At 64.6% G+C, this 12706-nt stretch carries 16 protein-coding genes; 7 read left to right on the forward strand and 9 right to left on the reverse strand.

Going from position 1 to position 12706, the window contains the following annotated elements; translation table 11 throughout:
• The first annotated feature begins 12 nt into the window (after positions 1 to 12).
• Together LZ012_RS04875 and LZ012_RS04880 are read left to right on the forward strand one after the other, a co-directional pair.
• Positions 13 to 861, forward strand: coding sequence for an HDOD domain-containing protein (locus LZ012_RS04875; RefSeq protein WP_275708126.1), 849 nt, complete (start codon positions 13 to 15; stop codon positions 859 to 861).
• A 160-nt stretch (positions 862 to 1021) separates the two neighbouring features.
• Positions 1022 to 2914 (forward strand): potassium transporter Kup, encoded by a 1893-nt coding sequence (locus LZ012_RS04880; protein WP_275708128.1) that lies wholly within the window; start codon positions 1022 to 1024, stop codon positions 2912 to 2914.
• Positions 2915 to 2950: 36 nt separating this feature from the next.
• On the opposite strand, the gene LZ012_RS04885 is transcribed toward LZ012_RS04880, so the two are convergent.
• From LZ012_RS04885 to LZ012_RS04895, 3 genes are all read right to left on the reverse strand, one after another.
• Positions 2951 to 3373 (reverse strand): hypothetical protein, encoded by a 423-nt coding sequence (locus LZ012_RS04885; protein ID WP_275708130.1) that lies wholly within the window; start codon positions 3371 to 3373, stop codon positions 2951 to 2953.
• A 94-nt stretch (positions 3374 to 3467) separates the two neighbouring features.
• Positions 3468 to 3956, reverse strand: a complete 489-nt coding sequence (locus LZ012_RS04890) for an adenylyltransferase/cytidyltransferase family protein (RefSeq protein ID WP_275708133.1) — start codon at positions 3954 to 3956, stop codon at positions 3468 to 3470.
• A gap of 90 nt (positions 3957 to 4046) precedes the next feature.
• Entirely contained in the window at positions 4047 to 4358 is a 312-nt protein-coding gene (locus LZ012_RS04895; protein ID WP_275708135.1) for a hypothetical protein, read from the reverse strand.
• Between the two features lie 328 nt (positions 4359 to 4686).
• On the opposite strand from LZ012_RS04895, the gene LZ012_RS04900 reads away from it, so the two are divergent.
• Positions 4687 to 5244: a glutathione peroxidase gene (locus LZ012_RS04900; protein ID WP_275708137.1), complete on the forward strand. Its 558-nt coding sequence runs from the start codon at positions 4687 to 4689 to the stop codon at positions 5242 to 5244.
• A 129-nt stretch (positions 5245 to 5373) separates the two neighbouring features.
• Here the strand turns inward: LZ012_RS04900 and LZ012_RS04905 are convergent, their stop codons facing one another.
• The 6 genes from LZ012_RS04905 to LZ012_RS04930 form a co-directional block, all read right to left on the reverse strand.
• On the reverse strand, positions 5374 to 7056 hold the full coding sequence (locus tag LZ012_RS04905; protein WP_275708139.1) for a potassium channel family protein: 1683 nt from the start codon (positions 7054 to 7056) through the stop codon (positions 5374 to 5376).
• 10 nt (positions 7057 to 7066) lie between these two features.
• Positions 7067 to 7450, reverse strand: coding sequence for a DUF6394 family protein (locus LZ012_RS04910; RefSeq protein WP_275708142.1), 384 nt, complete (start codon positions 7448 to 7450; stop codon positions 7067 to 7069).
• 92 nt (positions 7451 to 7542) lie between these two features.
• The gene (locus LZ012_RS04915) at positions 7543 to 8208 is read right to left on the reverse strand and encodes a BON domain-containing protein (protein ID WP_275708144.1); all 666 of its coding nucleotides are present in this window, start codon (positions 8206 to 8208) and stop codon (positions 7543 to 7545) included.
• Entirely contained in the window at positions 8208 to 8798 is a 591-nt protein-coding gene (locus LZ012_RS04920) for a phosphoheptose isomerase (protein WP_275708146.1), read from the reverse strand. The genes LZ012_RS04915 and LZ012_RS04920 overlap by 1 nt, the downstream gene beginning before the upstream one ends.
• A 41-nt stretch (positions 8799 to 8839) precedes the next feature.
• Positions 8840 to 9205: an HIRAN domain-containing protein gene (locus tag LZ012_RS04925; protein WP_275708149.1), complete on the reverse strand. Its 366-nt coding sequence runs from the start codon at positions 9203 to 9205 to the stop codon at positions 8840 to 8842.
• Positions 9183 to 9545: a YraN family protein gene (locus tag LZ012_RS04930; RefSeq protein ID WP_275708151.1), complete on the reverse strand. Its 363-nt coding sequence runs from the start codon at positions 9543 to 9545 to the stop codon at positions 9183 to 9185. Before LZ012_RS04930 ends, LZ012_RS04925 begins: the two co-directional genes overlap by 23 nt.
• Between LZ012_RS04930 and rsmI the strand changes: the two genes are divergently transcribed.
• From rsmI to LZ012_RS04950, 4 genes are read left to right on the forward strand one after another with little or no spacing between them, the layout of a single operon-like run.
• Positions 9544 to 10392: a 16S rRNA (cytidine(1402)-2'-O)-methyltransferase gene (gene rsmI / locus LZ012_RS04935; RefSeq protein ID WP_275708154.1), complete on the forward strand. Its 849-nt coding sequence runs from the start codon at positions 9544 to 9546 to the stop codon at positions 10390 to 10392. The two genes, LZ012_RS04930 and rsmI, sit on opposite strands and share 2 nt — an antisense overlap.
• A gap of 28 nt (positions 10393 to 10420) precedes the next feature.
• The gene (gene pyrC / locus LZ012_RS04940) at positions 10421 to 11452 is read left to right on the forward strand and encodes a dihydroorotase (RefSeq protein ID WP_420839471.1); all 1032 of its coding nucleotides are present in this window, start codon (positions 10421 to 10423) and stop codon (positions 11450 to 11452) included.
• A gap of 11 nt (positions 11453 to 11463) precedes the next feature.
• On the forward strand, positions 11464 to 11904 hold the full coding sequence (locus tag LZ012_RS04945) for a hypothetical protein (RefSeq protein ID WP_275708156.1): 441 nt from the start codon (positions 11464 to 11466) through the stop codon (positions 11902 to 11904).
• Between the two features lie 59 nt (positions 11905 to 11963).
• Positions 11964 to 12674: a DUF3025 domain-containing protein gene (locus tag LZ012_RS04950; RefSeq protein ID WP_275708159.1), complete on the forward strand. Its 711-nt coding sequence runs from the start codon at positions 11964 to 11966 to the stop codon at positions 12672 to 12674.
• The last annotated feature ends 32 nt before the right edge of the window (positions 12675 to 12706 follow it).

Raw genomic sequence — 12706 nt, forward strand, 5'->3', positions numbered from 1 at the left:
AAGGGTACAAGCATGACCAACGCCGTTACCTTCAAGATACTCGAAGACATCGCCCGCGATCTGTCGAGCGACGAGATCACTTTCCCGACCTTTCTCGACATCACCTTCCAGGTCCGTTCGGCCCTGAAGGACCCCAATCTCAGCGTCGAGCAACTGGCCAAGCTGGTCGGCGCCGAGCCGCTGATGAGTGCTAAGATCATCCGCATGTCGAATTCGGTGGCCTTGAATCCGAGCGGGCGCGAGATCGCCGACGTGAAGAGCGCCATCGTCCGGGTCGGTATGGAAGCGGTGCGCACCGTTTCCTTCGCGGTGGCCATGGAGCAACTGCTCAAGTCGAAGCAGATGCAGCCCTTCGAGAACCTGTCGCAGCGCCTGTGGGAGCACACCTCGCACGTCGCCGCGCTGTGCCGCGTATTGGCCCGCAAGCTGGCCAAGATCAATGGCGACGAAGCGATGTTCAGCGGCCTGGTGCATGACCTCGGCGTCTTCTACCTGATGTCGCGGGCGGCCAATTTCCCCGAACTGGTCAATGACAAGGCCGAATTGCACGCCCTGCTCGTTGGCTGGCACGACAATATCGGCCACGCGCTGCTGTCGGCCCTCGGTTCGCCGGAGTCGGTACTGGAAGCGGTGCGCGACCACGAAACCGATCGCGAGATCAGCACCGTCAGCAATCTGTCGGATGTGCTCTACGTCGCCAACAAGATCGCCAACCGCAGTTCGTGCTGGCGCGATCCGGAACTCGACGGCGCGGTCGATACCTCGGTGCTCGATACCTTGTTCGACGCCGAAACGCTGGCCGAAATCATCGACGAGTCGGAAGAGGAAGTGCAGTCGCTGAAGGCCGCGTTGGGCGGCTGAACGCCGGAGCGGCAAACATGCCGATAGCCGGCCACGAAACGCAACGCGGGGGCGTGCGTTTGGAGTATGTGGCCGGTGCCCCGGCAGGGCGTCCAGCCGGCGCCTTAAAACCGGCATTGGGAGCGGCTCAAACAGAAAGCCGCCCGTTGAGGGTACAGTCATGAGCAGTCAACACTCTTCCGCAGAGGTCACCGGCCAGCGCTTCGCTGCGCTGGCGCTGGCGGCACTCGGGGTCGTCTACGGCGATATCGGGACCAGCCCGCTCTACGCGGTGAAGGAGGTCTTTGCCGGCAATCACCCGATTCCGGTCACCGTCGCCAATATCTACGGCAGCCTGTCGCTGTTCTTCTGGGCGCTGGTCATCGTCGTTTCGGTCAAATACGTCACCTTCATCATGCGCGCTGACAACCGCGGCGAAGGCGGCATCATGGCGCTGATCGCCCTGGCCCTGCATACGGTGCAGGACAAGCCGCACCACGCCCGGTGGATCATGATCGTCGGCGTGCTCGGCGCCGCGATGTTCTACGGCGACGGCATGGTGACGCCGGCCATTTCCGTGCTGTCGGCGGTCGAGGGGCTGGAGGTCGGGGCGCCGGCACTGCACGCCTTCGTGATCCCGATCACCATCGTCGTGTTGTTCATCCTGTTCTTCGTCCAGAAAAGCGGCACGGCCGTGGTCGGCGCCTTCTTCGGGCCGGTCATGCTGCTGTGGTTCACCACCCTGGCCACGCTGGGCGCGATCAATATCGTCGATCACCCGGCCATCCTGAGTGCGCTCAACCCGCTGTACGGCCTCGAGTTCCTGCTCGCCAACAAGGCCATGTCGCTGATGGCCATGGGCAACGTCGTGCTGGCGGTGACCGGGGCCGAAGCGTTGTATGCCGACATGGGACATTTCGGCCGCAAGCCGATTTCGCGCACCTGGTTCCTGTTCGTGCTGCCGGCGCTGGTCCTCAATTACTTCGGCCAGGGGGCGCTGATCCTGGGCGACCCGGAAGCAGCCAAGAACCCCTTCTTCCTGTCTGCGCCGGAATGGGCGCTCTATCCGCTCATCGGGCTGGCCACTCTGGCCACCGTCATCGCTTCGCAGGCGGTCATTTCCGGCGCCTTCTCGGTGACCCGCCAAGCCATGCAGCTCGGTTTCGTGCCGCGCATGGAAGTGCAGCACACCTCCGAGAAGGAACAGGGGCAGATCTACCTGCCGGCGGTCAATTGGGGCCTGATGGTCGCCGTGATGATCCTCGTGCTCGGCTTCAAGTCGTCGAACAACCTGGCTGCCGCCTACGGCATCGCGGTGACCGGCGACATGGTGATCACCTCGGTGCTGGCCACCGTCGTCGTCGCCAAGGTGTGGAAATGGGGCTGGATCAGGGCCGGCCTGATCTTCGCCTGCTTCCTATCGGTCGAACTGGTTTTCCTCACCGCCAATATTCTGAAAATCCCCGATGGCGGCTGGTTCCCGCTCGTCGCCGGGATGGCCATCTTCGTCCTGATGACGACCTGGAAGCGCGGCCGCCAACTGCTGGCCGACCGCCTGAAGGGCGAGCGCCTGGAGCTGATGATGTTCCTCGATTCGCTGGCCTCGTCGATGCCGACGCGGGTGGCTGGCACCGCCGTCTTCCTCAACGCCGACCCCAAGGGCGTGCCGCATGCCCTGTTGCACAACCTGATGCACAACAAGGTGCTGCACGAGCGGGTGGTGCTCGTTTCGGTGCAGATTTTCGACGTTCCTTATGTGCCGGACATCGACCGCGTCGAAGTGCGCCAATTGAAGGAGAACTTCTGGAGCGTCATCGTCCAGTACGGTTTCAAGGACGAGCCGGACATACCGGAGGCCATGGCGCTGTGTGCGGATGCCGGGCTGGAGTTCAGCCAGCTCGAGACCTCCTACTTCATCGGACGGGAAACGCTGATTCCGCGCCTCGGTTCGGAAATGGCATTCTGGCGGGAAAAGATTTTCGTCGCCATGTTTCGCAATGGCGGCTCGGCGACGGCCTTCTTCAATATCCCGAGCAACCGCGTCGTCGAACTCGGCACTCAGGTCGTGCTTTAGGGCGGCTTCGCCGTCCTTCCTCCTGTAGCTGCCGCCCTAACCCGAGCACGCGGCGTAGTTCAGGGCGACGCCGACGTAGGCCCACTGGTCGTAGGTGCGCAGATAGGCGTTCTGGGCGCGATAGGCCTGCGCCTCGGTGCGCAGGGTGGCCTTGCAGTCGGCGTACATCCCGTTGCCGAACTGCCGATGCTGCAGGACATGGACGATTTCGTGCAGCAGGAAGGAATGGTCGAGCGGCTGTTCGAGATCCAGCGTGTCGCGATACAGAATGCGGTAGTGCAGCGCGTCGAAATAGGCGGCGATGCCGCGGCAGCCATTGCCGCCGTCCGGGCACACCTGGCGTTCGAGTTCGCTGGGCGCCAACGCAACGAAAGACGGCAGTTCCTCAACCGCCACCGGCGGCAGGCCGGTGATGCGGGCGGCAGCGACAAGCAGGAAAGCGATCAGCGTGGTGTCCATGGCGAACTCCCATCCCGGCAGTCCGCAGACTGCCCATGACGGGTAGATCGCCGGGGCCGCGGTTCGTTCCGCGCCTAGTTCCTTTGGCGCACGGTTACAGGCGGCGGATCTTGTCGAGCAGCGCCGTCGTCGATTTCTGGTGGATGAAGGGGATCGAATGTACCGTACCGCCCCAGCCGCGCACCTCGCTGCAGCCGACGATCTTGTCCACCGGCCAGTCGCCGCCCTTGACCAGGATTTCCGGCCGGCAGTCGAGGATGCGCTGGAGCGGCGTGTCTTCGTCGAACCAGGTGACCAGCGCCACGCAGCCGAGCGAAGCCATGACGGCGAGGCGGTCTTCCAGCGTATTGACCGGGCGGTCGTCGCCCTTGCCCAGGCGCTTGACCGAAGCGTCGCTGTTCAGGGCGACCACCATGCTGGTGCCCAGCGCGGCGGCCTGGGCCAGATAGGTGACATGGCCGCGGTGCAGGATGTCGAAGCAGCCGTTGGTGAACACCAGCGGGCGGGCCAGCTGGGCGGCGCGGGCGGCGAGCTGGTCCGGCGGGCAGATTTTGGTTTCGAAGTCGGGCAGGGCGTAGGACATGGCTGGCAGATGAGTGGCAACAACCCGACATTTTAGTGCCTGTTCGCCGCGTCGGCACGAAAACGCGCGCCGGGCTGCGCCGACCGGCCATCAGGCCGCGCTGCGAGCGATCAGGGCGTGGAGTTCCGGGTAGAAGGCGGGGCGGTTCCATTCGATCCGCCGCCCCATGCGCAGGGCCTCGTCCACCTCGCGCGCGGCCGGCGAATGCTCGAGCAGTATCGGAAAGTCGCGGCCGGCGTCGCACACCTTGAAAATCTGCACCAGCACATGACTGCAGGCCCGGTAGTAATCGGCGTCGAGGCGGACGTTGCAGGCGCCGGCATCGCAGTCGTCAAGATAGGCGGCGGCCCGGCTGGCGGTGGCGGCAAGTGATTCGAGATCCAGTTGGCTGCAGTAGGTCATGGCGAAACTCCTTGGTGCGGAGAGCGGGAAATTCGCCGCTCCCGAGTCTAATAACGTCATTCCGTTGCAAAGGTTGAGCCTGGGGCGGCAATGAAACAAACAGATACAAAGCCGCTACCGGGCGTCAGGCCGGTTCGGTGCGGCGTGGGGCGAAACGAGGCCGACCGGCCGGTGGCAGGAGCGCTCGGTGGCAGGGCGGCTCGGTGAAGCTTTGGGTCGGTCCGTGAAACTTTTTCAAGGGCGGGCGAACGACACGGCGTCAGGACGGTCCATCGTTTGGGGCGGGCATGGCTGGCCCGTTGTCTGGAATACCATTGGAGAGTCGGCTATGAACGCCATTCTGAAACGCTGGTTTTGCATTGCCGGCCTGATTGTGGCCAGCGTGCCGCCCGTCGCCGCGACGGCTGCCTGCCCGCCGCTGCTCGAACACACCTTCACCGGCCTGCAGGACGGCCAGCCATTGCCGCTCTGCCAATACGCCGGCAAGGTGATTCTGGTCGTCAATACCGCCAGCTATTGCGGCTTCACCTCGCAGTACGACGGCCTGGAAAAGCTGTATGCCCGGCTCAAGGACAAAGGGCTGGTGGTTCTCGGTTTTCCGTCCAACGACTTCGGCGAGCAGGAGCCGGGCAACAACAAGGAAATCGCCGATTTCTGCCGCCTGACCTATGGCGTCGAGTTTCCGATGGTCGGCAAGACGGTGGTCAAGGGTAAATTGGCCAACCCGTTCTATCTGCGGCTGGCCGAAATCACCGGCAGCCGACCGAAGTGGAATTTCCACAAATACCTGATCAACCGCGATGCGACGCAGGTGGTGGCCTACACCAGCCTGACCAAGCCCGATGACCCGGACCTGCTGAAGAAAATCGACGAATTCCTCCGCTAGCGGCGGGGATTTGCCGTTCCCGCGACAGCGGGAACCTGGAAAAACCGTGGCATCTGGATTCCCCCTTGCGCGGGAATGACACATAACGGAATGGAATTGCTGCTGGTTGCTGTCGGCCGGGCAAGCGGCTTAGCGGGCGCCCAGCAGCTTGCCGAGCAGGCTGCCCGAATTCTCGTGCCCGGTCAGCACGTAGTCGAGTTCGTTGGCGTTGCGCAGGGTCAGTTCGAGGTCGCGCTGCGTCGCCAGCGGGCTGGCGAACAGCAGCTGGTCCCCGGCGTGCAGGCGGAAATCGTCGGCCGGCAAAAGATGGTAGTCGCTCCCCCGTTCGACGAGTAGCGGCACCACCGGCAGCCGAAGTTCGCGGTCGGCGCCGTCGAGCAGGATGTCGCCGAGCCGTATCGTCTGCTCTTGCAGCAGGGCGCGCCACAAGGCCGGTGCTTCGGTGGCGTTCAAGCGGTTGTCCCAGACCACCGGCGTCAGGCCGGCGCAATCGGCGTGCAGGCGTTCGACCAGTTGCCGGCAGCGTTCCTCGTCGATTTGCTTGATCCGGTCGAGGAAACGGGCGAGCAGGGGGGCAGTCAGCAGGGCGATGCATTCCTGGGCGATGATGCGGCTGGGCAGCACCGTGAAATCGGCGTCATAGGCGGCGAACAGGGCGCTGTTGGCAGCATGGTTCTGGCGGGCGACGACGAACAGCTGCGGATTGAGTGCGGCCGCCGTCACAGCGATCGACAGGTTGCTGATGTCGTTGTCGCTGCCGGCGACGATGCCGCTGGCCTTGACGACGCCGACCTGGCGCAATGTCTCCGCTTCGCTGCCGTCGCCGCTGATGCCGTGGTCGGCATCCTGGGCGACCGGATCGATGATGGTCAGCGTGATGCCGGTGTCGCGCAGGCGATTGGCCACGGCATGACCGAAGTGGCCGTAGCCGCACAGGATCCAGTGGCCGCGCGGCGGGCGGTGCGGTTCGGGGATGGCCGTTTCGGGCAGGCTGGTCAGCAGTTCGATCAGGCGGAAACGTTCGGGGGCGGCGACGGCCAGGGCCAGGCTCTCGGCGAAGCGTTCATAGGGATTGATGATGTGGTCGGTGCCGAACGAAGCCATGTTGGCGGCGACGGCAGCCTGCTCGGCGCGGGCGATGACCGGGATGTCGGGATTGAGCAGGCGGACGGCGATGGCGATGGCGAGGTTGGCCTGCTCGTCGTTGGTGATGGCCAGCACACCGCGGCAGCGCGGGTGGTTCAGGCCGGCCAGGCGCAGGTTCTCCGGCAGGCGGGCATCGGCGGCGAGGGCCGGGGTGTCGGTCTTGAAATCGAGGAGGTCGAGTTCCTCGACGCGCAGTTCTTCCTTCTCGATGACCACGAAGGCCTGGCCGATATGGTCGAAGCTGTGGGCGATCAGGCTGCCCGTCTCGCCGCAGCCGCAGATCAGGTAGAAGTCCTGGCTGGTCTGGCGGACGCGGCGGGCGAAGCGGTTGGTGGTCAGGGTGTTCTGGAAGCCCTTGCTCTGCAGCAGGGCGATCAGGGTAACCACGGAATACGACCAGCCGATGACGGTCAGGTAGATGCAGAAGGTGACCCACAGGCGCTGGGCATCGGAGAAGGCAGCGGGAATTTCGCCGAAGCCGATGGTCGTCGCCGTGTAGCTGATGAAATAGAAGGCGTGGAAGAAGGAGAGCGGGGCGCCGGCCTTGCCGTCGGCATCGACGCCGGGCACCAGGGTCAGACCGAAGATCGAGATCGCATAGATGACGATGAGCACAATGATCGGCGCCCGCATGCGGCGCAGGACCAGGAAGAAGGTGCTGTTCATGCCGTGCGGCCTAGCGGCGCAGCATCACGGTTTCGATGATCAGGATGATGACCGACACGATGTTGGCGAAGAGCGCCCCACCGGACAGCGACACCACGCTGGAGGTGATATGCGGCGTCATGCCAACGCCGGTGACATGCACGGCCACGGTCCAGGTGATGGCGGCGGCGATCAGCTGCAGGTCGGCGACCAGGCTGGTGGACAAATGGATAGCGCCGATCTGGGTGCGGTCGCCAAATTTGAGGGCGGTGGCGATCAGGCTGACGATCAGCGCAGCGGCCAGTTCATAGACGCTGTGCAGTTCGGGGGTGGCGATGTCGCCGATGAAGAAACCGAAGTTGAGCGTCGCCGCCAACAGGATGAAGAAACCGAAAATGACCTTTTCGAGATTCATGGAGTTTCCCCTCGCCAAAACGAACAGGGCGTCCCGCTTTGGCCGGGACGCCCTGTCAGCTTACTCCTGTTCGGCGGCGGAGAATTCGCGAATCAGCGATTCTCGACCGGGGCGCTCTGCGCCGGCGGGGTACGGGCGCCGAGGACCTGGTTGTCGAGGCGGCGGGTTTCCTCCTCGCTGACCACTTCCAGTACATTGACCACCTTGACGACGCCGGCCGTGGTGCGGGCAACGGCGATGGCGACCTTGGCCTCGCGTTCGTTGACGATGCCCATCAGATAGACGATGCCGCGCTCGGTCAGCACCTTGATGTGGTTGGCCGACAGCTGGTTGGTATCGACCAGGCGGGCCTTGACCTTGGAAGTAATGAAGCTGTCGTTGCTGCGGCTGGCGAGCGGTGTGGCCGGGCCAATGCCCAGTTCGTTGTACACCTCCTTGACGCCTTCGATCTTGCGGATCTCGCTTTCGATCATCGACTTCGCTTCGTCGCTCGGCACTTCGCCGGTGATCAGGATGCGGCGGTTGAAGGCGGTGAAGTTGGCGTGCGACAGGTTCTTGTACTGGGCCGGAACGTGGTTATTGGCTTTCCATTCCATCGTTTCGTCATCGGTCTGCGTGCCGGTCGACCGCCGGTCGTGCGCCGACATCACGCTGGCCGCGGCGGCAGTGCCGAGCAGGGCGGCTTCGACGCAGCCCTGCAGGGCGGGCAGTGCAATAACCAGGGCCAGCGCGGCCAGGCTCAGTTTGGCTTTTTGCATCATTCGACTCCGAGAAGAAGGGCATCGATGCCATCGCACAGGCAGTGGATGGTGAGCAGATGGGTTTCCTGGATGCGCGCCGTGCGGTCGGCCGGGACGCAGAGATGGATGTCGTCGTCGAGCAGCATCTCGCCGATCTGGCCGCCGCCCTTGCCGGTCAGCGCAATGACGCGCATGTCGGCTTCGTGGGCGGCCTTGATCGCCTCGATGACGTTGCTCGAATTGCCGGAGGTCGAGATGGCGAGCAGCACATCGCCGGCGTGGCCGAGGCCGCGCACCTGCTTCGAGAAAATCTGGTTGAACGAATAGTCGTTGGCGATGGCGGTCAGGATCGAGCTGTCGGTGGTCAGCGCGATGGCGGCCAGTTCCTGGCGCTCGGCTTCGAAGCGGCCGATCAGTTCGGCGGCGAAGTGCTGCGCGTCGCCGGCCGAGCCGCCGTTGCCGCACGCGAGAATCTTGCCGCCGTTGATCAGGCTGTTGGTCATCGTCTCGATGGCGGCGGCAATTGGAGCGGCCATCATTTCAACGGCATTGAGCTTGGTGTGGGCGCTGTCTTCGAAATTCTTGGCAACGCGGGCGATCAGATCCATATCGTTCGTGGTTTTGTGTCTATAGATCAAGGCATTCTACCTCACAGCTCGACGAAGACTTCGAAGGCCACCCGTTGCCACGGATTTTTGTTGTCGTTTATGGACGACACGCGGGCGCTCAAGCGTTCGCCGGCATCCATCGCGGCGGCGATAGCGCGGTTTTCGGCGCGCGGCAGGTAGCCCAGCTTCCGGCCGCGCCATTCGACGCGGATGGCATTGCGATCATGGCGGTTATCGGCCTCGCGAACCAGGGTCAGCGTATCGCCGGCTTTGATCTCCTGCCACACCGCGCTCAGGGCGTAGTATTGGCTGCCGGCCAGCGGCGAGCTCTGGATCAGGGCACGCACGCTCTCGGCGTGGGCGGAGCCTAGCCAGGTGAGCAGGCTAAGCGTCAGCAGAAAACGCATCTTTGAGCCATTCCAGCCGCTCCCCGTCGAGCAGCACGCAGTCGAAGCGGCAGTCGCATTCGGGCTGGCCGGCCAGGTAATGCTGCGCAGCGAGCACGATACGCCGCCGCTTGCCGACGGTGATGCTGGCCCCGGCGCCGCCGAAGTCGCTGCGGCTGCGCTGGCGCACCTCGACAAAGACCAGCGCCTTGCCATCGCGGCAGATCAGGTCGATTTCGCCGCCGCGGACACGGAAATTGCGCGCCACGACGCGCAGGCCATGGCGTTCGAGATAGCGTGCCGCGTGTTCCTCGGCTTCGCGGCCGCGGGCGGTGGTGGTATCGTCGGCTTTTGTCTGCATGTCCGAGAATATGACGGAAGAATCCGCTGCATTGTATGTCGTCCCGACGCCACTCGGGAACCTCGCCGATCTGACCCGCCGTGCCGAGGAAATCCTGCGCACGGTGCCCTGGGTGGCGGCCGAGGACACCCGGCACAGCGGCCCGCTGCTCAAGCAACTCGGCGCCCGGGCGCGCACCCTGCCGGCCCACCAGCACAACGAACACGAAGCGGCGGCGCGCATCGTCGAACGCCTGCAGGCCGGCGAGTCGGTGGCGCTGATTTCCGATGCCGGCACACCCGGCATTTCCGACCCCGGCGCCCGCATCGTCGCTGCCGTGCGCGCTGCCGGCGGCAGGGTCGTGCCGCTGCCCGGCCCGTGCGCCGCGACGACTGCGCTATCGGCTTCCGGTCTGCTCGACGAGCATTTTCTGTTCTACGGCTTTCTGCCCTCCAAGGGCGGTCAGCGCCGGCAGGCGCTGGGAGAACTGCGCGACTATCCCTGCGCCCTGGTTTTCTACGAAGCGCCGCATCGCGTGCTGGAAACCGTGGCCGACATGGCGACAGTGTTCGGCGAACGTACCCTGGTCATCGCCCGCGAACTGACCAAACTGTTCGAAACCGTGCATTCCCTGCCGTTGGCCGAAGCGCTGGCCTGGCTGCAGGAAGACACCAACCGCCAGCGCGGCGAGTTCGTGCTGATGCTATCTGGCGCACCAGCCGGAGGCGATGATGGCGAAGGTAAGCGCGTCCTAAAACTGCTGCTCGCCGACGGCCTGCCGACCAAGCAGGCGGCCAAGCTCGCCGCGGCCATCACCGGGGCGGCGAAAAACGCGCTTTACGACCTCGCCTTGACGCTGAAACGTTAAAATTGCGCAAATTGTTCCGGAAATCATCATGCAACTGACCATCACCCGCCCCGACGACTGGCATCTCCACCTGCGCGACGGCGAAGCGCTCGCCGCCGTGCTGCCGCATACCGCCCGCCAGTTCGGCCGCGCCATCGTCATGCCCAACCTGAAGCCGCCGGTGACCACCGTCGACCAGGCCGCCGCCTATCGCGACCGCATCGTTGCCGCGCTGCCGGCCGGCGCCTGCTTCGAACCGCTGATGACGCTGTACCTGACCGACAACACGCCGCCGAGCGAAGTGGCCAAGGCCGCGGCCTCCGGTTTCGTCAAGGCGGTCAAGCTGTACCCGGCCGGGGCGACGACCAATTCCGACGCTGGCCTGACCGACATCGCCAAGGCCTACGCCACGCTGGCCGAGATGGAGCGCGTCGGCCTGCCGCTGCTGGTGCATGGCGAAGTGACCGACCCGGCGATCGACCTGTTCGACCGCGAGAAGGTGTTCATCGACACCGTACTGGCACCGCTGACCCAGCGTTTCCCGCAGCTCAAGGTGGTCATGGAGCACATCACGACCCAGGACGCGGCGGAGTTCGTCGCTTCCACCCCGGCCAACGTGGCGGCCACCATCACCGCGCACCACCTGCTGTACAACCGCAACGCCATCTTCCAGGGCGGCGTTCGCCCCCACTGGTACTGCCTGCCGGTACTGAAGCGCGAAACGCATCGCCAGGCGCTGGTCGCCGCGGCCATTTCCGGCAATCCGAAGTTCTTCCTCGGCACCGATTCGGCGCCGCACGCCAAGGGCGCCAAGGAAGCGGCCTGCGGCTGCGCCGGCTGCTACACCGCCTACGCCGCCATCGAGCTGTACGCCGAAGCCTTCGAACAGGCCGGCGCGCTGGGCAAGCTGGAAGGCTTCGCCAGCCATTTCGGCCCGGACTGGTACGGCCTGCCGCGCAACACCGATCGCATCACGCTGGCCAAGGAAAACTGGACAGTGCCGGCCGACTACCCGTATCTGGCCACCGACACCATCGTTCCGCTGCGCGCCGGCGAAACCCTGTCCTGGAAAATGCTCTGAGGAAAACCATCATGCGTCTGCGCCATCTACTCCTGCCGCTGTTTGCCCTGCCGCTGCTGACGGCCTGCGTGAACGACGGCGCGACGTATGAAATCGACAACACCCGCGAGCATGTGCTGTCGCTGATCCGCGAGCAGCCGTATTTCTGGGACGGCAAGGTCAATCTCTTCCTCGTCGTGTCGCGCATGCCGTCCTGCATGCGTCGGCACAGCATGGGCGCCTTCACCGAGAAAACCCGGGTCGAGGTGTACCAGGTGCCGTCCGGCGCCTTCATCATCAAGGCAGGCAAGAAGATGTTCGCCACCGAGACGCAGACCTGCGAGAGCTTCGCCAAGATGGATGCCGAGCCGCCCGAAGGCATGGGCACCTTGATGGGCACCTTCCGCGTCAAGAAGGGCGTGCTCGTCTTCGTCAAGGAAGGCGATACCGACAAATCCGCCGGCGAAGAGTGAGCGCCGGCTCGCACTTTACTTCCTTCCTGTTCGAACCGCTGCGGTGCTGGCTCGATTGCTTGCCGCCGCGGCCCGATAGCGCGGCACTCGCTGACCTGGCCGAGCAGCATCCCATCCATACCGAGAACGGCCAGCGCGTCCGTTTCGTGCCGCCGCAGCCGGATGGCCTGGTCTACGAATGCCGGATCTGGGAGAGCGGCGAAGTCGAGACGCGCCCGGACAACTGGCACGATTTCTTCAATGCCCTGGTCTGGCTGAGCTTTCCGCAGACCAAGATCGCCGTCAGCGCCGCCCACATGCGCGCCATGCAGCAGCCGGGCGAGGCGCGGGGCAGGGTGCGCGACGCACTGACACATTTCGACGAATGCGGCATCGTCGTGCTGTCGGCACAGCCCGAACTGCTTGAGCTGTTGCGCAGCTTCCACTGGCGGGAGCTGTTTGCAGCCCGGCGGGCCGCCGTGCTGCGCAGCATGCGCTTCGTCATTTTCGGCCACGCGACCTACGAACAACTGCTGTCACCGTTTCGCGGCCTGACCGCCAAGGCCGTGCTCTACGAGGTGGATGAGGCCTGGTTGCAGATGCCGGCTACTGAATTGGTCGCCGCGGTAGATAACAGACTGGCGGCCGATGTCGCCGCCGGTAGCTTCGTCCGGCCACGCGACTTGCAGCCCTTGCCGCTACTGGGCATTCCTGGAGTGACGCCGGACAACGAAGATCCGGCGTATTACGACGATACCTGGCAGTTCCGGCCCGGCCGGCGGGCTGCCTAGCGCTACTCCAACTGGCCCCGGTTACCCGGGGC

The organism is Dechloromonas hankyongensis (assembly GCF_022012295.1).
GTDB lineage: Bacteria > Pseudomonadota > Gammaproteobacteria > Burkholderiales > Rhodocyclaceae > Azonexus > Azonexus hankyongensis.